The 21307-nt window shown below is 56.0% G+C and carries 40 protein-coding genes; 21 read left to right on the top strand and 19 right to left on the bottom strand.

What is annotated here, in order from left to right:
• The gene (locus tag SYNCC9605_RS05450; protein ID WP_011364056.1) at positions 1 to 756 is read left to right on the top strand and encodes an ABC transporter ATP-binding protein; all 756 of its coding nucleotides are present in this window, start codon (positions 1 to 3) and stop codon (positions 754 to 756) included.
• Positions 757 to 778: 22 nt separating this feature from the next.
• On the top strand, positions 779 to 1849 hold the full coding sequence (locus tag SYNCC9605_RS05445) for an aromatic ring-hydroxylating oxygenase subunit alpha (RefSeq protein WP_011364055.1): 1071 nt from the start codon (positions 779 to 781) through the stop codon (positions 1847 to 1849).
• Here SYNCC9605_RS05445 and SYNCC9605_RS05440 read toward each other — a convergent pair.
• From SYNCC9605_RS05440 to SYNCC9605_RS05430, 3 genes are read right to left on the bottom strand one after another with little or no spacing between them, the layout of a single operon-like run.
• On the bottom strand, positions 1771 to 2640 hold the full coding sequence (locus SYNCC9605_RS05440; protein WP_011364054.1) for a hypothetical protein: 870 nt from the start codon (positions 2638 to 2640) through the stop codon (positions 1771 to 1773). The genes SYNCC9605_RS05445 and SYNCC9605_RS05440 overlap by 79 nt on opposite strands.
• Complete coding sequence (locus SYNCC9605_RS05435) at positions 2637 to 2813, bottom strand: hypothetical protein (RefSeq protein WP_257929953.1); 177 nt, start codon at positions 2811 to 2813, stop codon at positions 2637 to 2639. The genes SYNCC9605_RS05440 and SYNCC9605_RS05435 overlap by 4 nt, the downstream gene beginning before the upstream one ends.
• A gap of 37 nt (positions 2814 to 2850) precedes the next feature.
• The gene (locus SYNCC9605_RS05430) at positions 2851 to 3189 is read right to left on the bottom strand and encodes a phenylpyruvate tautomerase MIF-related protein (RefSeq protein WP_011364052.1); all 339 of its coding nucleotides are present in this window, start codon (positions 3187 to 3189) and stop codon (positions 2851 to 2853) included.
• A gap of 158 nt (positions 3190 to 3347) precedes the next feature.
• Here SYNCC9605_RS05430 and SYNCC9605_RS05425 point away from each other — a divergent pair, with 158 nt between their 5' ends.
• Positions 3348 to 3686 (top strand): hypothetical protein, encoded by a 339-nt coding sequence (locus SYNCC9605_RS05425; RefSeq protein ID WP_041434625.1) that lies wholly within the window; start codon positions 3348 to 3350, stop codon positions 3684 to 3686.
• A gap of 16 nt (positions 3687 to 3702) precedes the next feature.
• Positions 3703 to 5163, top strand: a complete 1461-nt coding sequence (locus SYNCC9605_RS05420) for a hypothetical protein (protein ID WP_011364050.1) — start codon at positions 3703 to 3705, stop codon at positions 5161 to 5163.
• A 284-nt stretch (positions 5164 to 5447) separates the two neighbouring features.
• Here the strand turns inward: SYNCC9605_RS05420 and SYNCC9605_RS15100 are convergent, their stop codons facing one another.
• The gene (locus SYNCC9605_RS15100; protein WP_198002482.1) at positions 5448 to 5609 is read right to left on the bottom strand and encodes a hypothetical protein; all 162 of its coding nucleotides are present in this window, start codon (positions 5607 to 5609) and stop codon (positions 5448 to 5450) included.
• A gap of 228 nt (positions 5610 to 5837) precedes the next feature.
• Here SYNCC9605_RS15100 and SYNCC9605_RS15095 point away from each other — a divergent pair, with 228 nt between their 5' ends.
• Complete coding sequence (locus tag SYNCC9605_RS15095) at positions 5838 to 6011, top strand: hypothetical protein (protein WP_011364049.1); 174 nt, start codon at positions 5838 to 5840, stop codon at positions 6009 to 6011.
• Between the two features lie 35 nt (positions 6012 to 6046).
• Positions 6047 to 6205 carry a hypothetical protein gene (locus tag SYNCC9605_RS15090; RefSeq protein ID WP_198002481.1) on the top strand — a complete coding sequence of 53 codons (159 nt, stop codon included), beginning with the start codon at positions 6047 to 6049 and terminating at the stop codon, positions 6203 to 6205.
• A gap of 3 nt (positions 6206 to 6208) precedes the next feature.
• On the opposite strand, the gene SYNCC9605_RS14590 is transcribed toward SYNCC9605_RS15090, so the two are convergent.
• A complete protein-coding gene (locus SYNCC9605_RS14590; RefSeq protein WP_156783012.1) occupies positions 6209 to 6385 on the bottom strand; it encodes a hypothetical protein in 177 nt (58 codons plus the stop codon).
• A 75-nt stretch (positions 6386 to 6460) separates the two neighbouring features.
• On the opposite strand from SYNCC9605_RS14590, the gene SYNCC9605_RS15390 reads away from it, so the two are divergent.
• Positions 6461 to 6586 carry a hypothetical protein gene (locus tag SYNCC9605_RS15390; protein WP_257930046.1) on the top strand — a complete coding sequence of 42 codons (126 nt, stop codon included), beginning with the start codon at positions 6461 to 6463 and terminating at the stop codon, positions 6584 to 6586.
• A gap of 32 nt (positions 6587 to 6618) precedes the next feature.
• Positions 6619 to 6984: a DUF1499 domain-containing protein gene (locus SYNCC9605_RS05410; RefSeq protein WP_049749516.1), complete on the top strand. Its 366-nt coding sequence runs from the start codon at positions 6619 to 6621 to the stop codon at positions 6982 to 6984.
• A gap of 7 nt (positions 6985 to 6991) precedes the next feature.
• On the opposite strand, the gene SYNCC9605_RS15085 is transcribed toward SYNCC9605_RS05410, so the two are convergent.
• Entirely contained in the window at positions 6992 to 7132 is a 141-nt protein-coding gene (locus SYNCC9605_RS15085) for a hypothetical protein (protein ID WP_011364047.1), read from the bottom strand.
• An 86-nt stretch (positions 7133 to 7218) separates the two neighbouring features.
• Between SYNCC9605_RS15085 and SYNCC9605_RS05400 the strand changes: the two genes are divergently transcribed.
• The 3 genes from SYNCC9605_RS05400 (at position 7219) to SYNCC9605_RS05390 (ending at position 9727) form a co-directional block, all read left to right on the top strand.
• Positions 7219 to 8595 carry a DUF2130 domain-containing protein gene (locus SYNCC9605_RS05400; RefSeq protein ID WP_041434620.1) on the top strand — a complete coding sequence of 459 codons (1377 nt, stop codon included), beginning with the start codon at positions 7219 to 7221 and terminating at the stop codon, positions 8593 to 8595.
• A gap of 3 nt (positions 8596 to 8598) precedes the next feature.
• The gene (locus SYNCC9605_RS05395; protein WP_011364045.1) at positions 8599 to 9096 is read left to right on the top strand and encodes a hypothetical protein; all 498 of its coding nucleotides are present in this window, start codon (positions 8599 to 8601) and stop codon (positions 9094 to 9096) included.
• 313 nt (positions 9097 to 9409) lie between these two features.
• Positions 9410 to 9727, top strand: a complete 318-nt coding sequence (locus SYNCC9605_RS05390; protein ID WP_011364044.1) for a hypothetical protein — start codon at positions 9410 to 9412, stop codon at positions 9725 to 9727.
• 12 nt (positions 9728 to 9739) lie between these two features.
• Here the strand turns inward: SYNCC9605_RS05390 and SYNCC9605_RS15080 are convergent, their stop codons facing one another.
• Positions 9740 to 9895 (bottom strand): hypothetical protein, encoded by a 156-nt coding sequence (locus SYNCC9605_RS15080; protein ID WP_186495018.1) that lies wholly within the window; start codon positions 9893 to 9895, stop codon positions 9740 to 9742.
• A gap of 170 nt (positions 9896 to 10065) precedes the next feature.
• Here SYNCC9605_RS15080 and rpsU point away from each other — a divergent pair, with 170 nt between their 5' ends.
• The 3 genes from rpsU to SYNCC9605_RS05375 all read left to right on the top strand — a co-directional run bounded on the left by rpsU (position 10066) and on the right by SYNCC9605_RS05375 (position 11328).
• Positions 10066 to 10242 (top strand): 30S ribosomal protein S21, encoded by a 177-nt coding sequence (gene rpsU, locus SYNCC9605_RS05385; RefSeq protein WP_009790002.1) that lies wholly within the window; start codon positions 10066 to 10068, stop codon positions 10240 to 10242.
• A 186-nt stretch (positions 10243 to 10428) separates the two neighbouring features.
• The gene (locus SYNCC9605_RS05380) at positions 10429 to 10668 is read left to right on the top strand and encodes a hypothetical protein (RefSeq protein ID WP_041434617.1); all 240 of its coding nucleotides are present in this window, start codon (positions 10429 to 10431) and stop codon (positions 10666 to 10668) included.
• 24 nt (positions 10669 to 10692) lie between these two features.
• Complete coding sequence (locus SYNCC9605_RS05375; protein WP_257929952.1) at positions 10693 to 11328, top strand: hypothetical protein; 636 nt, start codon at positions 10693 to 10695, stop codon at positions 11326 to 11328.
• Here the strand turns inward: SYNCC9605_RS05375 and SYNCC9605_RS05370 are convergent.
• From SYNCC9605_RS05370 to SYNCC9605_RS05355, 4 genes are all read right to left on the bottom strand, one after another.
• The gene (locus SYNCC9605_RS05370) at positions 11318 to 11614 is read right to left on the bottom strand and encodes a hypothetical protein (protein WP_041434615.1); all 297 of its coding nucleotides are present in this window, start codon (positions 11612 to 11614) and stop codon (positions 11318 to 11320) included. The two genes, SYNCC9605_RS05375 and SYNCC9605_RS05370, sit on opposite strands and share 11 nt — an antisense overlap.
• Positions 11615 to 11809: 195 nt before the next feature.
• A complete protein-coding gene (locus SYNCC9605_RS15075; RefSeq protein ID WP_198002480.1) occupies positions 11810 to 11965 on the bottom strand; it encodes a hypothetical protein in 156 nt (51 codons plus the stop codon).
• 109 nt (positions 11966 to 12074) lie between these two features.
• Positions 12075 to 12578, bottom strand: coding sequence for a DoxX family protein (locus SYNCC9605_RS05360; RefSeq protein ID WP_041435565.1), 504 nt, complete (start codon positions 12576 to 12578; stop codon positions 12075 to 12077).
• A gap of 91 nt (positions 12579 to 12669) precedes the next feature.
• The gene (locus SYNCC9605_RS05355; RefSeq protein WP_006852050.1) at positions 12670 to 12888 is read right to left on the bottom strand and encodes a CP12 domain-containing protein; all 219 of its coding nucleotides are present in this window, start codon (positions 12886 to 12888) and stop codon (positions 12670 to 12672) included.
• A 188-nt stretch (positions 12889 to 13076) separates the two neighbouring features.
• Between SYNCC9605_RS05355 and SYNCC9605_RS14585 the strand changes: the two genes are divergently transcribed.
• Positions 13077 to 13235, top strand: a complete 159-nt coding sequence (locus SYNCC9605_RS14585) for a hypothetical protein (RefSeq protein WP_156783010.1) — start codon at positions 13077 to 13079, stop codon at positions 13233 to 13235.
• Between the two features lie 147 nt (positions 13236 to 13382).
• Here the strand turns inward: SYNCC9605_RS14585 and SYNCC9605_RS05350 are convergent, their stop codons facing one another.
• Positions 13383 to 13568, bottom strand: a complete 186-nt coding sequence (locus SYNCC9605_RS05350; protein WP_041434613.1) for a hypothetical protein — start codon at positions 13566 to 13568, stop codon at positions 13383 to 13385.
• 63 nt (positions 13569 to 13631) lie between these two features.
• Here SYNCC9605_RS05350 and SYNCC9605_RS05345 point away from each other — a divergent pair, with 63 nt between their 5' ends.
• A complete protein-coding gene (locus SYNCC9605_RS05345; protein WP_011364035.1) occupies positions 13632 to 14129 on the top strand; it encodes a hypothetical protein in 498 nt (165 codons plus the stop codon).
• A gap of 17 nt (positions 14130 to 14146) precedes the next feature.
• Positions 14147 to 14896 carry a sulfite exporter TauE/SafE family protein gene (locus tag SYNCC9605_RS05340; protein ID WP_011364034.1) on the top strand — a complete coding sequence of 250 codons (750 nt, stop codon included), beginning with the start codon at positions 14147 to 14149 and terminating at the stop codon, positions 14894 to 14896.
• Here SYNCC9605_RS05340 and SYNCC9605_RS05335 read toward each other — a convergent pair.
• Entirely contained in the window at positions 14873 to 15103 is a 231-nt protein-coding gene (locus SYNCC9605_RS05335; protein ID WP_011364033.1) for a hypothetical protein, read from the bottom strand. The genes SYNCC9605_RS05340 and SYNCC9605_RS05335 overlap by 24 nt on opposite strands.
• A 97-nt stretch (positions 15104 to 15200) precedes the next feature.
• Here SYNCC9605_RS05335 and SYNCC9605_RS05330 point away from each other — a divergent pair, with 97 nt between their 5' ends.
• Positions 15201 to 15470: a hypothetical protein gene (locus tag SYNCC9605_RS05330; RefSeq protein ID WP_041434610.1), complete on the top strand. Its 270-nt coding sequence runs from the start codon at positions 15201 to 15203 to the stop codon at positions 15468 to 15470.
• 699 nt (positions 15471 to 16169) lie between these two features.
• On the opposite strand, the gene SYNCC9605_RS05325 is transcribed toward SYNCC9605_RS05330, so the two are convergent.
• Complete coding sequence (locus SYNCC9605_RS05325) at positions 16170 to 16457, bottom strand: hypothetical protein (RefSeq protein ID WP_041434608.1); 288 nt, start codon at positions 16455 to 16457, stop codon at positions 16170 to 16172.
• Between SYNCC9605_RS05325 and SYNCC9605_RS15070 the strand changes: the two genes are divergently transcribed.
• Both SYNCC9605_RS15070 and SYNCC9605_RS14580 read left to right on the top strand, forming a co-directional pair.
• Positions 16457 to 16618 (top strand): hypothetical protein, encoded by a 162-nt coding sequence (locus SYNCC9605_RS15070; RefSeq protein ID WP_198002479.1) that lies wholly within the window; start codon positions 16457 to 16459, stop codon positions 16616 to 16618. The genes SYNCC9605_RS05325 and SYNCC9605_RS15070 overlap by 1 nt on opposite strands.
• Before the next feature lie 185 nt (positions 16619 to 16803).
• Positions 16804 to 17322: a hypothetical protein gene (locus SYNCC9605_RS14580; protein WP_156783009.1), complete on the top strand. Its 519-nt coding sequence runs from the start codon at positions 16804 to 16806 to the stop codon at positions 17320 to 17322.
• 476 nt (positions 17323 to 17798) lie between these two features.
• On the opposite strand, the gene SYNCC9605_RS05320 is transcribed toward SYNCC9605_RS14580, so the two are convergent.
• From SYNCC9605_RS05320 to SYNCC9605_RS05305, 5 genes are all read right to left on the bottom strand, one after another.
• Entirely contained in the window at positions 17799 to 17987 is a 189-nt protein-coding gene (locus SYNCC9605_RS05320; protein WP_041434605.1) for a hypothetical protein, read from the bottom strand.
• Positions 17988 to 18023: 36 nt separating this feature from the next.
• Positions 18024 to 18179, bottom strand: coding sequence for a hypothetical protein (locus SYNCC9605_RS14575; protein ID WP_156783007.1), 156 nt, complete (start codon positions 18177 to 18179; stop codon positions 18024 to 18026).
• A gap of 2 nt (positions 18180 to 18181) precedes the next feature.
• Positions 18182 to 18412 (bottom strand): hypothetical protein, encoded by a 231-nt coding sequence (locus SYNCC9605_RS15385; protein ID WP_041434603.1) that lies wholly within the window; start codon positions 18410 to 18412, stop codon positions 18182 to 18184.
• Between the two features lie 41 nt (positions 18413 to 18453).
• A complete protein-coding gene (locus tag SYNCC9605_RS05310) occupies positions 18454 to 18972 on the bottom strand; it encodes a DUF3828 domain-containing protein (RefSeq protein ID WP_156783006.1) in 519 nt (172 codons plus the stop codon).
• A gap of 216 nt (positions 18973 to 19188) precedes the next feature.
• Positions 19189 to 20160, bottom strand: a complete 972-nt coding sequence (locus SYNCC9605_RS05305) for a tyrosine-type recombinase/integrase (protein WP_156783005.1) — start codon at positions 20158 to 20160, stop codon at positions 19189 to 19191.
• Between the two features lie 237 nt (positions 20161 to 20397).
• On the opposite strand from SYNCC9605_RS05305, the gene SYNCC9605_RS05300 reads away from it, so the two are divergent.
• A complete protein-coding gene (locus SYNCC9605_RS05300; RefSeq protein ID WP_198002478.1) occupies positions 20398 to 21297 on the top strand; it encodes a DUF481 domain-containing protein in 900 nt (299 codons plus the stop codon).
• Positions 21298 to 21307: the final 10 nt, after the last annotated feature.

Raw genomic sequence — 21307 nt, 5'->3', positions numbered from 1 at the left:
TTGGAACTGATCATCAACAACCTCAGCAAGCGTTTCGGGGAGAAATTGATCCTCGATCACCTGTCGTTTTCCATGAAATCCGGAGACTTCATGGCCCTTGTGGGCAGCTCTGGGTCCGGGAAGAGCACGATTCTGCGGCTGGTTGCTGGTCTGGATCAACCGAGCAGCGGCAGCATCACTGTTGACGGCACCCCAGTCTCCGGTCCCGGGCCAGACCGGGGCATGGTGTTTCAGAAATACAGCCTTTATCCATGGCTCAACGCCGCTGAAAACGTTGCCTTCGGGATGCGACTTCAGCGGATGAAAGCAGCAGAGATCAAGGAGAGAACCGCCTATTTCCTCGAAGTGGTTGGCCTTAGTGACGCCGCCACAAAATTGCCGCGCGAACTGTCGGGCGGCATGCAGCAGAGGGTGGCCATCGCCCGGGCCCTCGCCACCAACCCCAGCATCCTGCTGCTGGATGAACCCTTCGGGGCTCTAGATCTACAGATCCGCGAATCGATGCAGGACTTCCTACTCAAGCTCTGGCAACGAACAGGCCTGACCGTTCTGCTGATCACCCACGACGTTGAAGAAGCTTTGGTGCTGGCCCAGCGAGTCCACGTGCTTGCCCCAAATCCAGGGCGAATCATTCGATCCCTCGATGTCGATCTCGATAAAACCGATCTCGATCAGCTGCGCCTAAGCAGCGACTTCCTCTCCATGCGTCGTTCCCTTTCCGTCACCATGCGGGAGCTGGAGCCGGCATGTTCCTGACTGAACTGTCTTAAGTGAAGCCGTGTTGAATCAGACGTTCCTTCCTGCATCGCTGTACCGCGGCGACGAGATGCATCAATGGGACATCCACACCTATGCCAACCACTACTGGCATCCGGTTGCAGCTATCAGCCATCTCCAACCGGGAGAGGTGCTGGCCATCACCATGCTGGATCAGCCAATTCTGCTCACCTGGCCCGAGGGAGAGCATCCCCGTGCTTTTCGCAACCGCTGTCCCCATCGCGGTGTTGCCTTTCGGCATGGCGGAGCAACGGGGCAGTCCTGTCGACGCTTGGTTTGTCCTTATCACGGCTGGACCTACAACCTGCGCGGAGAGCTGCTGGCCGCGGCGCGTGAAGCCGATTTTGAGCAGAACTTCGATCGGCAGAAATGGGGGTTGCAAGAGCTTGCCTGCCGCATCGATGGCCCATTGATCTGGATCGCTTTCAGCGACCATGCTCTAACGCTCGAGGAGCAGCTGCAGCTGGTTCATACCGAAGCCGGAGCAGCCTGGAACACTGCATCCACCCTGCTGCGACAGAGCCGAAGCAGCCTGGCCTGCAATTGGAAGATCGCCCACGACAACACACTTGACGACTACCACGTCGCCATTGCTCATCCGACAACGCTGCACCGCGAACAAGGGCCGGTGAGGGATTACCGACATCGCTTCAGCCAACACAACAACCTTCTGGAGACACCCCACCCGGACGGTGGTCGATTCCTCACCTTCGGGCTGCCGCCATGGAGCCATCTGCTGGTCTGGCCAGACGGGAGGTTGGCATGGCTGGAATTCATACCCAAACGACCCGACCGCTGCACGATGCAATTGCACCTGTTTGCAGGCAGCGACGCCATGGATGCAGCCACAGCCGACGCCTGGCTGAAGGACATGCTCACCTTTCTGGACGAAGACAAGGCTTTGGTTGAATCAGTCCAACACGGATATCGAGAGGATTTCCAGCCAGGGCCTCCGCATCAGCTGGAAGGAAGGATCCTGCATTGGCAGGGTCTCTACCGAGAACGGTTGGGATCAGCAGGAAACAGCATTGAGGAACGCAGCCATGAGGCCATCTCTGCATTGAGGAGCTGAACATCCGCAAGGGGCGCAGCTGTGAATGGCTGAAGCGGCATATAGCCATCGGGGCCAAACTCAGGCGTCATCGTGATCGGCCGTTCGGGCCTCGCGCTCTGATCGAGAAACAACTGCCAACAGCGGCGATGGCTCTCGAGGGCCTCAGCCCATTCCGGTGCGAAAGGGTGGCTGACGGAGGGGCCCTGAGCATGGCCGATTCGGGCATGAATGTGATCAACCCGAGCGGCCACCGCCTGAATGGGGGGGAGTTCAGGTGTCATTAACCGTTCCGATACCGCACACCAGTGACTGAGATCCGCTGTGAGCCGAAGCCGTGGATGGCGGGCCAGCCAGGCGGGCATGCGCCATGGGTCGAAGAGAGAACGACTGCGATGCGTCTCGAGCGTTACCGGAATCGAACACGCATCAATTTGATCCAGAAGTCTGTCGAGAAAACGATGCTGCTCGACTTCGTCCCAGCTGTCGCTGCCGGTGATCAGAGTGATCTTGAGCGGTGCCAGCGCCATGGCGCGCTCCAAGCCACGCTGAACTTGATCAAGATGCTGCGATGGGGAGCAGTTGAGATCGGGGGTGTAATCCCCCCCCGTAACAATTTCAACAATCAGATGCTGTTTTGCATCGGAGAGGCAGCGTCGGATCCCTCCAGGCTGAAGAGCCTTAAGACAAGGGTGATCAAGGTTCACCTCAAGGCCATCAAAGCGCTCGCCTTCAGCGGAGGAGCAGGCCTGTTCAAGGGACCCAGTCCAGCCCCACAGTGTTTTTAACAGCAGCAACCTGGGGCTGCTCAATGGATTTCCGTAAACACCTGCGGCTGAATGCCGAGATAGATCGCTTCGCGGAAGAGAGCCTGCTTCGCCTTGGCATCACGGTTCTGTTCCGCCAAGCGAAACCTTTCACTCAACGATGCGATCAACGTGGTTTGACGTGGGTTGCCCGGGGTGCCGAGAGGAGAGCTTGTCACCACCAGAGCGCGATCTTGGCCTCAGTATGGGTGAGCATCAGCCAAAGGTGTTGCCGTTCCATCCCCAGCAGCTGGCCTGCACATCCTCAAACCCGATGTACACCCGGTTGGCGGGGATTCCCGTCCTCGCCTGAATCAGCTCACAGAACGCAGCTGTCATCGCAGGCGGACGCAGCGCACCGATCGATTTCACCTCGACATAGGCACAGGGCTCATGACTGCCGGCGAAGGTCATCGGAACGCCTGTCTCCAGAAGCGTCATCACGTAGGCCTCCGGTTTACCCGTCTGATCGGCCAACTCATACGAAAGCTCCTGCAACAACGCCGATCCGTCTTTCAGTGCTGGAAGCGACGTGCGCACATTAATCAGAGGCATCGGTTCAAGAATGCTGGGAGAAGCTTGGCACTCTCAAGCCATGAGTGCCAATCCCTGGATGTTGATCTAATTGAAATATTTCCAATAGCAAAGACTATCAACCTGAACTATTCGAACAGAGAAAGGCTCATAAATTTCACGCAAAAGTGATCAGCTCAATGATCCTTCTTCACTTCTTTGGCCTTGGAGACGTTCTGCGACGCTTTGAACTCGAGCAGATCACAGGCCTCACAATCATGGGCTTCAGACCACTCAGCCTGGATGAATTGATGCGCTGGTCGCAAAACATGGCCGACCAGCACCACTGGGATGGTGAGGCGATTCGTCACGACGTGATGAGCACCTGGCTTGATCAAGCCGAAGACATCACCCGCTGGAGGCATCGGCTGGATCAGGCGCCTGCTGAGGTTGAACTTTTGGCAGGTATTGGCGATCAGCACACCTGGCGTGATCATTGGGAAGGCATGCTGCGCCAAACACCGCGTGCCGGCTGGTGATCACGAGCGGAGTGCAATGACAGGCTGTCCACCGATCAGCGGACGAGAAGCGGACGTCGCTGCTGCGATGCAAAAACAACGGCAGGTCTGGTCGAACAGTGCGATCGATCTTGATCACCTGCATTCCGGCTTTGCCTGTGCTCTTCACATGCACCAACCAACGGTGCCGGCGGGGGCGAACAAGAGCTTGATCTCTCATCTTCAATACATGCTGGATCACCCCAATGAGGGTGATAACCACAACGCCGAACCATTCGCCCACTGCTATCGGCGTCTTGCCGACCTGCTGCCGGAACTGATCAATGAGGGCTGCAGCCCAAGAATCATGCTCGATTACTCGGGCAATCTGCTCTGGGGAATCGAGCAGATGGGGCGCCGCGACATTGGCGATGCACTCAATTACCTCGCCTGTGATCCTTTGATGCAGGGGCATGTGGAGTGGCTTGGAACCTTTTGGAGCCATGCCGTGGCTCCGTCCACACCCATCCCAGACCTGAAACTGCAGATCAGCGCCTGGCAACAGCAGTTCGAGGCCTGTTTTGGCAGCGCTGCCCTGGAACGAGTCAAGGGCTTTTCTCCACCGGAGATGGCGCTACCCAACCATCCCGACACCCTTTTCGAATTCATCAAGGCCCTTAAGGAAGCTGGATATCAGTGGCTCCTAGTGCAAGAGCACAGCGTTGAGTGCATGGACGGCAGCCCACTGCAACGCAGCCAATGCTTCGTTCCCAATCAACTTCTAGCCAGGAACAGTCGGGGCGAGGAGGTCAGCATCACGGCACTGATCAAAACCCAGGGGTCTGACACCAAACTTGTGGGGCAGATGCAGCCCTATTACGAGGCATTGGGTTGCGAACGGCAACGTCTTGGTGAAGTCGAGGTGCCAGCACTGGTGAGCCAGATTGCCGATGGAGAAAACGGTGGGGTGATGATGAATGAATTTCCAGAGGCTTTCCGGCAGGCCAATCGCCACATCCGTGACAACCCCAAAGGCACCGCGGCAATCAACGGCAGTGAATACCTGGAGACTCTGGAGCTCAACGGAGTAGATCCTCACCACTTCCCCGCCATCCAGGCGGTGCAACAACACCGCCTTTGGAGTGAACTTGGCGACAACACCTCAACCGAAGGGCTGGAGGAGACCATCAGCAAACTGACTGCTGGCGAAACCAGCTTCAGCATGGAGGGTGCGTCCTGGACCAACAACCTGAGCTGGGTTGAGGGTTACGCCAATGTGCTGGCCCCGATGAATCAACTCAGCGCTCAGTTTCATGCGCGGTTCGACCCATCAGTCGCCGCAGACCCCACCACCACCCGCACCCGGGCTTATCAGGAGTCATTACTGCATCTGCTGCTGCTGGAAACCAGTTGTTTTCGGTACTGGGGGCAAGGGGCATGGACCGAGTACGCCAGGGAGATCCATCGACGTGGAGAGGATTTGCTGAACCGGAACACCGTCACGCCCAACCAAAACTGAGAAGTGCTTTACAGAGCGTTACATTCGTGTAGCGTAGGCCTGTCCGAGCAACTCCATGGGCGATTACACAACGGCAATCATCGCCATGGTTGGCATCGGCATCGTGTTGACAGCTGCTGTGGTGTTTGCCCTGATTCGCCCCAGTGACATGCCACCCATCGACGAGAACTGAAATTGAGCATGGGAATTGTTACTGAACTGCTGATCGCCGCCACTGAAATCGGAATTGCCCTTCTGGTAGCTGTTTCTCTGCCCGTCGCCGAATCCCAGAACCGATTTCACCCTTAGCCCGTACCTTTCAAGCGAAATTCTGTGTAGATCGAGGCGGCATCACGCTCACGATCCAGCTCTTCCAGGTCGCTGCATCGCATTTGCATCCAATACACCGTTTCCCTCCAGATTTCCAGGCGATAACGGCGCTCGAGATTTTGTCCGGAACCGTCCAAAGCTCTCTCAGCATCTCCATTTCAATCTAGGCAACGCCAAATCGATTTGTTTGTGATGTCAACATTTAGCGATCGGCTCTGGATGAAGATCAATCCATCAACAATGAAAGGCGATCCTTTTTCATCAAAACAAAATTCGCAACAGCACACATCGGCAATGAACCGTGCCCGTTGATACGACAACACAGGGTCAAGTCAATAATTTGAATTCAATCTGCCGACGTCACCATGGAGCCCATCGCTCTGACACTTGGCCAACAGTTCGTTATCGAACAGCGTAGTCGTGATATCAATTCAATGACTGACGTCAAACAGCTCCAGGAGATCAGCAAAGATCTGCTTTTGGCTTGGCAAAAGGAGATTGCCCGCTCACGGTCAGCAGCACGCCCACACCAGAAGTAACGCTTCGTTACAGTTGGTTGACCTGCTTGCGAGTCATGAACCTCAGCTTGCCCCAGCAGTTTGAAGCAGAAGCGATCAAGCGGTCCATCGATGACACGGACGATCTCGACCAGTTGAAGTCTCTGGCACGGGAGCTCGCTGACCTCTACGTGCGTCAGAGAGCTGCAACAGCCTGGGTGATCGCCGAGAAATAAGCCTCACACCTTGCTGTCGCTTCGCCAGCGACGTTCCAGGCGCTGGCGTGCTTCGTCAACGGTTTGCCCACGCAATAGAGCAGTTTTGTCGCGGTAGGGGCGCGTGATCGACCAAAACTTGAAGGCAGAAGCCAGCGCCACCACCAGCCACGCGAGCACAATCCACCCAGGATTCGTCATCTTTGCCCAGCACTGCGCTCCATGATGGCGAACGGGAAGCGACTTTTGCCCGCATACCCCCGTATCAAAACAACCATGAATCCTGAGGAGCGCCAGTTCGTGATCAGCCAGTTGGTGGTGATCGCACTACCGGTTGGAACCCTTTTTGGCATCTGGGTTTGGATGCTCAACTGGAGAGGTCATTCCCGCAAAGACCAGTGACCTTCCTTGCCGGCCTACTGGCCCCCGTACTGATGCTGTTCCATCTTGCTGGCCCCGTCCCAGGGGATCTCGGCGTCAGCAACGGGGCTTTACGCGACTGCCCGACAACAGCTCACTGTTCCAGCCAAACCTGGGAGAGCTCTAAGACGATGGCTGAATTCAACAGGCTGAGTGAGTTGGTGCAGGAGACGCCGCGGACGGTTGTCATGGATCAAACCGAGACCTACCTCCATGCCGAGGCCAGCAGCGCATTCTTTGGTTTTGTGGACGACCTCGAACTGTTTGCTGATCGCGATAACAACCGGATCCAGGCAAGATCCGAGTCGCGCCTCGGCGACTCGGATCTTGGTGTAAACGCCGCAAGACTGGCGGCACTGCAATCCAGGCTGAAAGGCTGACGCTGGCTTAAACCTTGGCGCGACGCAGGTTGCTCAGATCAATGATCATCTGCTTCATGCCAACAACGAATCCGACGGCAGCCAGGGCCACGATGCTGACGATGATCACTGTGTCAAGCAGTGAACGTGGATCGATCCAATCGGGCATGGCATGAACCGTGAGCTGATCTCGTGTTAGCCAGAGCCGATAAAATCCCAGCACGTAGCGCGTACGTTCAACACAAATCGTCAGACATGCACGACATCATCTGCCCTCACTGCAACACAGCCTTCAAGGTGGATGAAGGCGGGTATGCCGACATCCTCAAACAGGTGAGGGATCGAGAATTCGAGCAGCAACTGAACAAGCGGCTCGCCCTGGCGGAACAGGACAAACGAAACGCCATCGAGTTGGCCATTGCCAAAAAAGACAGGGAAATGCAAACGCTTGAGGCACAACTCAAGCAAAGTGCAATGCATCAAGAACTGGCGATCAAAGATGCTGTGAACAAAGCGGAGAAGCAGCGGGATCGCATTGCCATTGAACTCCAGCAAATGCGTGAGCAGCAGGCCACAGAACTACGCCTAGCCGAAACCAAATTCGCCAAAGAAATGCAGGCGATGACGCTACAAAAAGACAATGAGGTGAGAGATTTGCAAGCGCAGCTCCAGGCCGGGGCCATGCAACGCCAGCTGGCCGTGAATGAAGCCGTGAGTTCCGTGGAGAAACAACGGGATGCACTTCAAAGCGGCTTTAAGGAAGCAGAACTAAAGCATCAGCTGGAATCTCAATCACTGAAGGATCGCTACGAAGCCCAGCTCAGTGATCGGGATCAGGCCATTGAACGCTTGCGCGACATGAAGGCGCGGCTCTCCACCAAAATGGTGGGGGAAACCCTCGAACAACACTGCGAAACCGAATTCAACAGGATTCGTGCAGCCGCTTTTCCGATGGCCTATTTCGAAAAAGACAACGACGCGCGCAGTGGAAGCAAGGGTGACTACATCTTCCGCGACCAGGACGACCACAACAACGAAATCATCTCGATCATGTTTGAGATGAAAAACGAAGCTGACACAACGGCAACCAAGAAGAAAAATGAAGACTTCCTCAAAGAGCTGAACAAGGACAGGAACGAAAAAAATTGCGAGTATGCAGTGCTCGTCTCCCTGCTTGAGCCCGAAAATGAGCTTTACAATTCAGGCATTGTTGATGTATCTCATCGCTTCCCTAAAACCTATATAATTCGCCCACAATTCTTCATTCCATTCATCACATTGCTCCGAAATGCAGCCATGAAATCTCTGGAATACAAAGCTGAACTGGCTCTTGTAAAAGCCCAGAACATCGATGTCACCAACTTCGAGAACGACCTGGAAACCTTCAAAACGGCCTTTTCCCGCAACTACGACCTCGCCTCCAGACGTTTCGAAACGGCAATCGATGAAATCGATAAGTCGATCGATCACCTCCAAAAAACCAAGGATGCACTGATGGGTGCTGATCGAAACCTGCGGCTTGCCAATGACAAGGCACAGGATGTAACCGTTAAAAAGTTGACCCGACGCAATCCAACGATGGCAGCCAAGTTTGCCGACTTAAACAACGCTCCTGATCAGAAATCCGCCTGACCAATGCCATCCAGTCCACGCAACCGCATCGGCGAGGTTTACGGCAAACTCACCGTGGTTCGCGCATCCGAACGGCGTACCAAAGCAGGAAACGCCTTCTGGTGGTGCCGCTGCAGTTGCGGGGCCGAGCGGGAAGTTCCCAGCGACAAGTTGTCGCTGAACACGGCCCGCCGCAAGCCCACCGTGAATGCCTGTGAAACCTGTGCCCGCGAATTACAGATTGAAGGGGTGTATCTCAAAAACGATCGCGAGGAAAAACAACGCCGCCAAGCTGCGCTTGAAGCCAGATCACAGCTGAATGGTCAGGTGCCCGAACGCTGGCTATCTCTACCGCTCACCGATTCCCACGCGCGCGAGCTGGGACAAAAACTCTTCTTCCGTGGCACAACCTGTCTTCGTGGTCACTTAGCGCCGTACCGGATCAACGGAGGTTGTCTGGCTTGTTCCGGTCAGACGCCATCCGCGGCAGATTCGCCATCAACCAAGCCCAGAGGGTCATAACTGCGGCACCAAAGGCCAACATTGCTAGGAGCTTGGATTCCATTTAGAGGAAATCGAAATCGTCTTCCGAATCACCGGCAAATGCATTCATCACGAGGGCAGAAAAGGGCATAAAAACGGCCGCCATCACAAGTATTTCCACAGGCCAAAGAAAAGCAGTAAGAAGTTAAAGGATTTGACTTTACAAAAAGTCATCAGCACTACCGTCCCGCAGGAGTGAGTCCAAATACTCATTTCTGATTGAGGCATAGGCATTTCACTCCGTTGTCAGTCCAGACGGCCGAATCAGACTGAAGTGAGTCGGGTAACGACGATGCCAAAGGTGCTGAAGGCGGCCTCAAAGAGGATTCGCAATCTGCTCAAGCCGGCAGCTCAACACAGCTTCTCCGAAGACCGGCTGCGCAACGACCGGCAGAGCTACATCACGATGACGCGGGCGCTGGTCAAGGCCCAGCTCGAATGGCGTGATGCGCAGCTCAGCTCGCGCCTCTGGAAAGACGTGGCCGACCGAGGGATGGACCGAGGCAGGCTGCTTCACCTCATCTACAGCGTGGAAGCTCATCACGATGATGAAGCCCTGCAGAACACCGACGCGGCCTATCTGCAGCTAGTGGATCCCATGGATCCCTGAGGCGGAACTCCTTCAAAGTTCGAACAGAGTCCCCAGCAGCATGGCGGGATGGGTCGAAGCTCCTGCCGTGCTGCGTTCGAGCTGAACGGCCATGACGCAGTGGGCCATGAATCGAACGGCCGAAAGAACAGCCAGACCAATGCACAGGGGGCAGTGCGTGAGGGTCAAGACAGGGGCCTACCGGAGTGATGGACCCATCCCAAAGCAGAAGCTGGGACGCGCCACGATCTCTTCAACAAGCGTCATGCAAGAGACTCAGCCCACTACCGGCAGGTGGGGGAAAAGGGGTAGGGGGTGGCTGGTAAAGTAGTTGTTTATTGCTCTCTTTCGGGGAACGGATGAGTCAGGTCACAGTCGGCGAAAACGAAGGTATTGAATCAGCGTTGCGCCGCTTCAAGCGCTCCGTCGCCAAAGCCGGCATCTTTTCTGATCTGCGTCGGATCCGTCACCACGAGACCCCCGTTGAGAAATACAAGCGCAAGCTGAAGCAGCGTTCCCGCAACCGTCGTCGCTGAGCTGACACGTCAGTCAAAAAAACGGGCCCAAGGGCCCGTTTTTTTGTGCCCGTCCGTCGCTCAAAGCGGATCAAGTCGCCACGCCACGGTGCTCTATTAACGGTGCGCTCTCCCCAGTGCTCTTTTCGCGGTGCGCTCTTGTTTTCGCCAGACTTCATAAACACTGAAGAAGGCCAAGACCAGCCGATGGTGTTGATCAATCCTTTTTGCCCGATCAGCGCGGCAAAAATCGCTGGCTTGAAGACCACGGTGGTCTTGCTGTTGGTGATGTTGATGAAGTCGAAATTGCTGCGAATCAAGATGTCCCTCCTGGGTTCTGTTCTTGGATTCGCCATGTTGGTGGGCTTTTTGCTGACCACAGGCCTACTCACTGTGATCACAGGCGGAGCCGTTGCTTACGCCGCCACGCAAAACCGGAACGACTGAGTCATGCGCAATCGTCTCCCTTTCTTGAGCGGACTTGCATTGGCAACCCTCGGGGTTTCAGGTCTTGCTGGCGGTGGTCTGCTTTGGAATTTTCAAGGCCGCACCCTGGGGCTTGGCAGCACCATCACGGCGTTGGTTTTGCTGGGAATCAGCTTTGTTCTGCTTCGGCCTGAACCACGACTTTCACCCGTTGAAGTCTCTGAATCCAGCCAGCCGCTCAAAATCAAAGCACCACAGGCATCCTTCCTCGGCCTGATGCTTGCCATCCTCGGCACCTTCGGCATGGCGGGTTCGGGGTTGCTGTGGAACTTTCAGGGTTTGTCATTTGGACTCACCGGCACCCTGACGTCCGCCGTTGCTCTTCTGCTGAGTCTGGTTTTTCTGTGGCCCCTCGGCGCCGCCAAAGCCAAAAGTCCACTCAAGGCCAAGCCGGTGGAAACGATCGAAGCTGTTTTGGAGAGCGCACCTCCAGCACAAACCACAGCAGAAGCCATTGCCGAGCTGTTGGCAGCTGAACAGCAGGAGCGGCCGGAGGTGACGTTAGTGAATTTCGCTCCCCTGAACCTTTTGCCGGGTCAAAGTGTGCCCACAAAATCCCGTCGCGCCGGTAGTTCTCTCGGTCGTTATCGCTCCATGGCGAGCGACCTGTTCAAGAACTGAAATCTCTCCAGAGATTGCGAATCTGGCGATGCCAGGGAGTGATGTTGAGGTCAGGGCGTTGATGGGTTGTTCTCGCTTTATCAACACTGAATCCAGCCTCTTCCAACTCCCGTTTCAGATGACGGGTGACTGGAATCAGTGCTACTGAAAGCACCAAGGCTGCGAGAAGCAGAAAGGGGAGCAACGACACCAGCCAAATGGTGGCAATCACAGTGATGGCACCCGCCATGACCGTCTTCAGCCATCGCGGCAAGGCTTTGCTCCGTTGACCTGGAAGCTGCTTCATGGCTTAGGACAGTCCATTCGCTCTTGAAAAAATCCGCTTGAGTTCACGCTGAAACGCTGTTGCGCTGAGAGGTTCTCTCAGGCGCCTGCGTTGGTTGCGCCGGAGCACAGCTCCAATCCAGCAAACCTGCAGGGCAATCAACAGCGAAGCAATGATCAGAACCGGAAATTCAAGACCATTCCACTGCATCTGAGCTCAGTAACTGGATTGAGGCAGTGTGAAACCCGACTGCATATGACCAACATCAAGCATCACGTAGGTGAGCCAAATCAAAATTGCTGCAATACCAGCCCCTGCAGCAACCTTCGCCAATGAACGGCCAATCATCTCGAGCAGGCTGACCTCTTTCATCGCGTTCATTCAACTTTGATGATTCTGACGCGTTTGTTGCCCATACCGGCGTCAAGCCATCAAAAAAGCCCCACCATGGCGGGGCTTTTGGACCTAATCACCCTGATTTTCAGCGGCTGGCGACGGCTTCTTCCAGAACTGAGGCCTCTCCACCGGCGTAATCGGTATCTTCCGCAGCGGAGAACTGCATGTCGGGTTCTAGCCGGCGAGCAATGAGCTCGTCAATGGAAAAGACGCCCGGGCCACAGGCCAAAACGGCCACAGCAGCCGCGAAATAAAGACCTAGCAGCTCCAACAGATAGATGTTGAAGCCTGCTGTGACGATGGCGTGATAGATGGCGACGGAGATCGTCCCCGCCACTGCCAAGGCTCCCATCCGCGTCAGCAACCCAGTGATTAACAACCAGCTGCCAATCACCTCAGAGAATGCTGCCACGTAGGAGAGGAGGATCGGGAAGGGCAGATGCAGAGGGCGAACAAATGCATCAGCAAAATTCTCGATATTGGCGAGCTTTTCGTAACCGTGGTGAATCAGAAGTGCTCCGGTGAACACCCGAAGCAGGAGCAGACCGAGATCACCAGCAATGGGGCGGGTCAGGATGGCTCGAATCACCACAAAACGCGTCAACTACACACAATTTAAATAAGTTGCGTGTAGTTGCGCGGCTTACCGCCCGGGCAGAGCAAGGAATAGGTACTTCTACTCAGTCGTCGTACACCAAGCACTCGGGCTCATCGGGGTTCTGCTCGCAGAACAACTCAAGGGGTGAGGGGTCATGGGGATCATCAGGAAATTCCTTCTTGTGATCCAACAGCCACTGCAGCTCCTCTGTGAGATGACGCACCTTGCCTTCGTTGTGCTCAGACAGGGCCTTAAGGAACTCCTCTTGGTCCTTCTGGATGTGCTCGTCAATCGTTTTCATGACTGAAACTGTCATCTGGCTGACATTCGGTTGTTAGCGAAGACCACCCCGATCGATCAGTCGGTAGATCTACCTTTGTGGCCGAAACCACACAACAGATTCACTCCAGGCACCATCACGTCCTGTGACACAACAGTGGCCATTGGTCGTTAATAGGAGGAAAGTCAGAACGGCTGATCGTTGAGTGGATGCCATTTTCCGAACGCAGTGTTCTGACAGGGCTGCTTGTTTTTGCCGTAGGGGTTGTGGTGGGAATCGGGATTGGCTCAGCCAGTGCTGTTGCCGCCCTAACCCAAGGCGCACCCGATGTTCTCCAAAGTTGGTCGGGGGTGGTTGCCCTGCCGTGAAGGTTGACGCAACAGCCTTCCCCGCCTACCAGAAGCGCAGATCGGGTGAGTCGCGCGATGCTGTCACATGAGCGAATGATCTTCAGTCGTGACAAAAGACTGATGCGACAATTGCTCAATCGGCTCCAACGTTTTCTGTTCGGTTAATCAGCGTGTCCCCACACTGATGTTCCCTGCGCCAATCAGTTGTTCCAGACGTGCAGTGAGTTTCAGTTCGGTGCGATCGAATCGATCCTGATTGCCGGCAACGTAGGCAAGCTCTTCATTGGTGATCACCTGGTGGGTGACAGCATCAAGGTAGATCTGAACCAGGGACATCCAAACAGGAACCATCCGCTGGCCATCCTGGCAACACTGGAGAGCAAACGGTGAATCAGGCCGCGCGGAACTGAAGTTATGGATCGAGAGACCATTCAGAGCTTGATCAAGCAGTGCAGTTTGGGGCTGTTCGATCTGGCCTGTGCCGTGAGCGGACACCCCAGTTGGGACCTCAACCTGCCAGTGGGAGTGATCGATGCACGACGCTCCAAACCGAAGCTGATGGTGAGCGCCATTGGCACCATTAACTCCACCTTGAAGGCCTCATCCACCATTGCCCATCCATTGATGGTGCGCCTGTTCGAGCGTTTCGAAGACGTGGGCTTGGAACAGGCGCTGACGGAAATGAAACGCGGTGACGATGGAGAGGCGTTCTGCGAGGTCTGGCAGGCCTACAGGGATGAACGCCGTTGCGGTGACGCCCCGATGTGGAGCATCGAAGACGCCACGGCCTTTGTGGTGCAGTCCCGCGAAGCCCACGCTGATCGTGAGGTGGCCTGCGTCGCCATTCTTCCCGGCGATCCCCATCGCATCATCACGTTTTCGGTGCCGATCGCCTTCCTGACACGAACTTGAGTGTGTCTGAACTGTTGATGCAAATCGCCCTGCTGGGCATCGCCATAGGCGCCAATGCCCTCTCAGCTTTGGCGGGAGGGGGAGCAGGACTGGTGCAACTGCCCGCCCTCATCCTTCTGGGCCTTCCTTTCTCCATGGCGCTGGCCACCCACAAAGTGGCCAGCGTGGCCCTGGGGCTGGGAGCCACGGGACTTCATTGGCGGGCCAGCAGCCTTGATCTCAAACGCTCCGCGCTGGTGTTGGCCGCCGGTCTCCCAGGAGTGTTTGTGGGGGCCAGCATGGTTCTTGCGCTGCCGGATCAAGTGGCCACCACCAGCCTTGGGCTGCTGACCCTGGGGCTGGGGTTGTACTCGGCCCGGAAACCTGATCTGGGAACGACAGACCAGCCCCGACCCCTGACAGCCCGCACCGTCGGACTTGGCAGCTGCGGCCTCTTCATCATCGGCATTCTCAACGGCTCACTAACCTCAGGAACGGGATTATTCGTCACCCTTTGGATGGTGCGCTGGTTCGGGCTGAGCTATGCCAGAGCCGTCGCCCACACCCTGGTGCTGGTGGGTCTGGGGTGGAATGGCACCGGGGCGCTGGTGCTGGGATTGAGCGGTGAAATCCGTTGGGACTGGCTTCCCGCTCTCGTTCTCGGATCGCTGATCGGAGGCTTTCTGGGGGCGCACTATTCCCTGGTGAAAGGAAGCCGCCTGGTCAAGCAAGCCTTCGAGATCCTGGCGCTGCTGATGGGTGGATCACTCCTGATCCGAAGCCTCTGAATCGGCGTCTGCAAGAAAACGCCCCGAGAACCGCGTGGCCAACACCACTGTTGCGGCCCCGTAGGCGATGAACGTCACCCCCTGACCGGCGCTGGCCGTTTCATAAACCTCACCCGTCAGCAGCATCCAGTCCATCAAGGACGCCACCGTCCCCCAGATCACCACCCAGACGGACACGTAAGCAACACCGCGAAAGGTCCGATTCACAAGGCCATGGGTCGAGCGAACCCGACGCTAAGGGAAGCCGCTCGAACGAGGAAGGCATGCGGCTCCCGTAATGTCGCCGAGTGAACCGGTTGAGGGGATGCCGAAGAAACGCCGCAAGCTCAACAAAGAGATGGAAGCGGAGATGGCCGCTGCCAAGCGGAAGATTGAGCTGGTGGGCGCTCTGATCAATGACATCCGCGATGAGGACATCCAGGGTGAGTACCTCGGCGCCTTCACGCAAATCCGCAGCGCCGTGGTGAATCTGATCGCGAAGTACACAACGGACGGTTTCTGCGAAGAAACCGAGGGCCTGCTGGCGCTCTACAAGGGTCTGATTCAGCAGTTTGAAGAGGAGTACGAGCTCTAAGCAGGCATCAACGCCTTACAGCGTTTAAGTTCATTTGCCTTTGTGCCTTGCCATGGCTCTTCGAGAGACCAAACCTCAGGTTTCACCGCTGCGCCTGAAGATCACCGTATTGATCGCCGGCTTCGGGCCCCTGCTTGCCATTGGCCTTTGGCTTCAATCCAAGGGTTTTTTCAGTTGAGCTGACCAGGGCAGAACGATTGCAGTCACTGACTGGAGTCCCTACCTCAAGCGAAGAATAGGGACACGTCAAAGGGCGCCGCACCAGCCCGCTGCGGAAAGCCGCGGCAACGACCTGGGCACCGCGCCAACTGACTAGCCGCTGTGGAGAACCGGTGATGCACGGGCTTTAGTCCAAGAAAGGCACCACGAACTTGAGAAAGAGAAAGAAGCCGCCGAAGTACGCAACAAGGTGTGCCAACTTTTCAGCTCGTGCTTTCCCTTTCCTCCTCCAGTCGTAATCGAAGTAAAGGTTCAACTCGGTGATGAGGAGCATGTAGACGAGGGTCCACAGGAGCAAGAAGGAGAAGAAGCTAAGAACCGTAATAACGATCAGAGTCTTCAGTCTTCATTGAAGGCCAACTTCCGCAGCTCAGGATCACGAGCAAGCAAGATGAGCCAGCGGAACAGGTAAGAGCAGCAGAGCTGCGATTGCCGTTGTGGAGCTGGCCCATGTGCCCCGATGCGCACCTCGATGAGAGATCAAGCTGCCTTCTTGAACAGGGCACCCAGGTCGTCTTGGCTCAGGTGGTCATCCCCGAAGGCATAGGGGTCACGATTGCCTTGTGCGCTGTCTTGGGTCTTGATCTCCAGCACCTGGACACCCAGCACCTTGAGGCTGATACCGACGTTGTCGCTAACGGCATATGGCTTTTGCTGGATGATCAGGTGATCAAAGAGATGGGACTGGACAAGTTGGATGCCAGTCGACTGAAGGAACTGAAGGCCTAACTCGGAACACTTGAACAGCTCAAAGGAGGGGATGAGCAATGAGACAACTGAGCGACCGTGAGCTGGACCTGCTGGTCAATGGCCCCAACTCCCTGGCATCGAGCTGGAGGCTTCGATCACTGAAGGCAGAGATCAGGAGAGATCCAGGCGTGATTGCTGCAGGGCAGAAGTACGGCAGAAACACACCAAGCATCGGGTAATCCTTTGAAGAAGCGCTGCAAGCTCTGGGCGCTGACCTGGCAGAAAGAGGTGGGCTGGGCTCCTGAAGCGGGGTGAGCAAGGTCACAGTCCCTTGTGAGCTCTGTCAACGGTTCAGTAATTGAATCCGGGGATGGTGTGTGCAGCAAAGGGGATAACCCTGCCACCAATTGCTTTTCTAATGCTCATGACCCGAACCATCAAAACTTTGATTGCCATTGCCTCAACATCACTGCTTGTCGGCACATTCCCTGCAGTCGTAGGAGCGAATCCTGCCGGATTTACTAATGAGCCCGATCCTGGCATTAAAAAATTCTTTGGGCCACTCCCTATTGGTGTAAAAAGTAAACAATTGAGACCCTCTTCAACCAAGGGATTTAGTAATCAGCCCGATCCTGGCTTTAATGGTGTTTTTAAGCCACTCCCCCGTGGCGTGAAGATTAACGAATTGAGATCCTCTTCAAGCAAGGGATACATTTCTGAGCCTGATGTAGGAACTTTTCTTCCCAAGGCCAAAAATCAGCACATGTATTTTCCACGTCTTCCAAGCAGAACCAAAGGACTTAATTCTATCGACAGGGAGCCGTTCCCACGTATTCCAAGCAAAAAAGCTAAAGGGATTTTCTCTATCGACAGGGAGCCAATCCTACGTTCACCAATCAAAAGAGCTAACAGGTTCCACTCTTATCCAGTGACCGAGTGGTGATCCACGAGGGAGCAGCGCCCACCTGGCAGAAGGAGATGGGTTGGGCTCCTGAGGCTGGCTGACGATGTCGCCTTCCCTGGCTATCGGTGGAGATGAGACGAGTCGGCCAGATGTGGGGCGGACTACGGCTCGGGGGATCTGCTCGACGGCTCACTAGATCCCCCCTGTCTGCGAATAGCCAAGCGAAGCCACCAGCCTTAAAAAGGTGACCTCGCCGCTCTCAGAGGTGCGAATCAACTGCGAGCAGTGCTGTCTTAGCCATGGCGCTCAATGTCCTGACACATCACTTGCTACGTGGTCGAGATACGCCCGCGAGTTGCACCTGGTCATCAACCCCGTGCCTGCCAATCACAACCTGGTCACACAAGTGCATCAACTTGAGTTCGGCGAGGAGAGCTCAGCCCCTGGGACTGACACCACCAGGGGTCTTTCTTGCCGTAGCGGAGGCTTACGGCTGCCATCCTCTACCTGACCGCTCAACCCACAGAGAGACTATTGTACCCCTCATTGTTCTCCGTGTACTGGCGCTCCTCTTTTGGGATGCGCAGGAAATCATTCCCTTGCAGCTCTTTGAGGATTGAGCTGAGCAACCCTGTGATCACCGCAAGCGATTCCTTGGTGGCGTCGCTGTCTTCCTTTCGGGCGTCCTCGGTGTACATCTGCATCTTCAGGACTATGCCGATGCCGACATCGGTACGGTACTACCGCTGATCGATCTGATCTGACAGTGCCTCCTGCCCCGCCATGTTCTGGCGATGGTGGCATTGCCTTTGATTCAGCCCATTCGTCAAGGTGCGGATGAGTGCGCGACGGAAGTCGTCGTCGTTGTTGCTGGGAGAAGTAGGTGCGTTGGTCATGTTCAGAACGGTCCTCCTTCGGCGTCATTGATGAAGTCAGCTATTGCGGTCCTGGCTTCGGCTCTCGCAACTCTTTCTCGGGACCTTTTCTCATAGATCTCCAGGGCAACCTTTGGTATTTCACCGTCTGCCATCAGAGATCGGAGGCCAACTTCCATGGCCGCTGCGGGGAGAGTGGTCCGAAGGCTCAGCGCCAGCAGTAAGCCTCTGAGCAGGAGGAAATTGCGACGCATGCAGAGATGTTGATCTCCTTTATCAGCTTGGCTGTTGAAGATCAGGGTGTTGGATTCACAAGTTTCTCGAGATAAGTCCTCAGGTGAAACACCCGCTCATTGCGGTAAGTGATTTCTGCGATCTTCCACTGGCCTGTGCAGTCCCGCTGTAGTTCGTATTCCAATCGTCGGGGTGTTGCGCTGGGGGTGTTGCGCAATCCGGCTTGCACCTCCACTGCAGCAAGGATGCTGTTCTTCTGGGCCGCGCTGCAGCCGGTAATGACTGCTGAAAAGGTCCGCACCTGGGTGTTACTGAAGACGTCGAAGTCCAAATAGCGGCCATCCTTTGATGGGGTGAGTTGCCGGGCTTCCGTCAGCAGACTGAATAGACTAGGACTGAAGCGCTCGCTCTGGCTTGAGAGCGAAGTGGAGGTGTTATTCGGTTGGTCCATGCGCTGCACCTGCCATTCGTAGAGCCCGTCCAGCTGTTGTCGCACTTCGTCTGGGCAGGCCAAGTTCATTGGAGGCGGGGTCGCCGGTTCTTGAACGACGATCAAGTTGAAAGCCAGCAGGAGCAGCACGGCGTTGGATCAGCTGGTTTCAGTCTTGTGGCTGGTGAGGCGGACTACTGACTTTGCTGGCCTTCTGATCCAAAAAAAAGAGCCGGCCCCTCAGCCCGCTCCTGCTTGACGCATTGAAGGCACCACAGCCTTCACCTCAAGAGTGGATCAGAAGAGGGCCGTTCGAGGTGCTCTTGCTTGAGGATCGGCAGGAGCCTGGTGTGGATGCTGTCGGCGCTAGCGACACCACTCATCCATCACTACCCACCCAGCCTCGAGTGCTGGCCCGATGATCTCCCGCGTGTACTCGGTGTACTTGCGAACGTGAGAGGCACCTGCTGCCTTGCCAACCTTCTGGCCCAGTATCCGTTCGCTGACCTCAGTGGTCACTCCTGCCTGCGCCAATGCTGTGCGGAGTGCACTTCGCAGGGAGTGAAGCGTGAGCCGTGGGGTGGTTCTCTTCACCAACCGCCAGAGGGTTGTCTTGCCGGGTGGCTTGGGTAGTTGAGTGCCTGCCCATTCAGGCAGCAACACCTCACGCAGGCTGTCGTCGTTCTTGACTGAGCAGCCCAGTGATCTGTCAATACGCAGCCACCTGCCATCCAGGTGAGCTTGCTGTCGGGGGCATAGCTCGTTCTCCCTGAGGCCTGTGTAGAGCAGGACCTGGAGATGCCAGTTGCCGGTATCCCACAGCTGTTTGACCTCCTCAGGTGTTAAGAAGGGAAGTGGTTCGCCTGGCATTGCCGTGGCTTCGACCCTGTCCCACACGTTGTTGGTCAGGTAGCCCTGCTTCATCAGGGACTTGGTGATGGCCCGGAGCATCCCGTGCCTTTGCATGATCGTGTTGGCCGAGAGCCCCTGGTCCTTCAGCTCCCGCATGTATCGCTGCACATCGCTCACTTGAACCAATGCAGGCGGGACGTGAGAGATGGGCTTGATGGCTAGGGCTTGGCTTGATGCCTTGGTCTTTTCCGTGAGGGCTCTGCCTCTCTTGTCAGCTATCCGTTCGTTATGGATGGCCGCTGCCTGTTGCCAGGTCATGGCCTCCTCCAGTTCACCGGGTCCGTAGACGTCGGATGCCTGTATCTCCCTTCGCTCTCCGGTCTGAGGGTCCAGCTCGTAGCCGACTTGATCTGGTGATTGTGGGATGTAGCCCGGTCTGACTCCATTGGCTTTGTCTTTGAGCCGTTGGTAGGCAGCAGGCCACAACCTCAGTGCTTTGGCATGGTCTCTGGTCTTGAGCGATTCCCTGTAGGTCCTGCCATCCTTGTCCCTGAACACCGCAAACCACAGGCCCTCTGGTCCATGTACGTGCCTTGGTCCAACCACTCGCCTTCCCATAGGGACTCGGATAGGGACACGCTTAGGGACACACATGATGGTGGCAAACCAGTTGCAGCAGCGCAAGTACGCTGTTTTCAGTCCAAGGCTTTTTCAGCTGACGCCATGCATCGTTGCCTCGCCACGGCTGGACTTCTGTGCTTCTGCCTGGCTCCAGGCATGAGCTGGGCCGAGACCGTCAGCTTGACCCTGCGCAACGGCGACAGCCTGAACGGGGAGTTGGTTGAGCGAAATCCAGACAACGGGACCACGGTGCTGAACCATCCCCAGCTGGGACGGTTGGAACTCACCGCAGACCAACTCAAACCAGCCAAGCCCAAGCCCCTTTGGGCCAGCTCGATCTCCGCTGGAGTGATCGGCAATGAGAAAGATGGCGACAACTCCCTCTCGATCAGCTTCAGCGGAAAAACCCGCTACAAAGACGATCAACAGAAGTTGTCGTTGAGCGGCAGTTTCAATTCCAGCAAGTCGAAGGATTCAGGGGAGCCACTCTCGATCGATACAGAGAAAGGATCTGCAGAACTCCGCTACGACAAACCGATCGCAGCCAACCTCGATTTGTTTGCTCTGAGCAACTACCAATACAACGGCACAAATGATTCCGGGGTGAATACCGTTCTGGGAAACATCGGTGTCGCCTTCCCGTTGTTGAAGTCAGAAACAACTGAACTCACCCTGTCCATCGGTCCCTCTCTGCAGTGGAGCGGGGGTGGGATCACCTGTGCCAGCGACACCTTCTGCGGCAACAGCTATGGCGGCGCAACGCTGACGGCCGATCTCGGCTGGAAACCCTGGCCTTCGCTTCAGTTCGGACTTCAAAACCAGTTCACAGCGGTCTGGGCAAATGAAGTTCAACCGGGCAACACCCTGACCGCTGAGGTGCGCTATTACCCCGCAGAGAACAGCAAGTTGTTCACAACATTGCGGGTGCAATCGATTTACCAAAGCATGAGCACACCCGAGTTGAACAACACCATCACCGCTCAGTTGGGCGCCGACTTCTGATGACCACTCC

The organism is Synechococcus sp. CC9605 (assembly GCF_000012625.1).
Classification (GTDB): Bacteria; Cyanobacteriota; Cyanobacteriia; order PCC-6307; family Cyanobiaceae; genus Parasynechococcus.
Note: the sequence above shows the minus strand (reverse complement) of the source record. Positions and strands in the feature narration are given on the sequence as shown.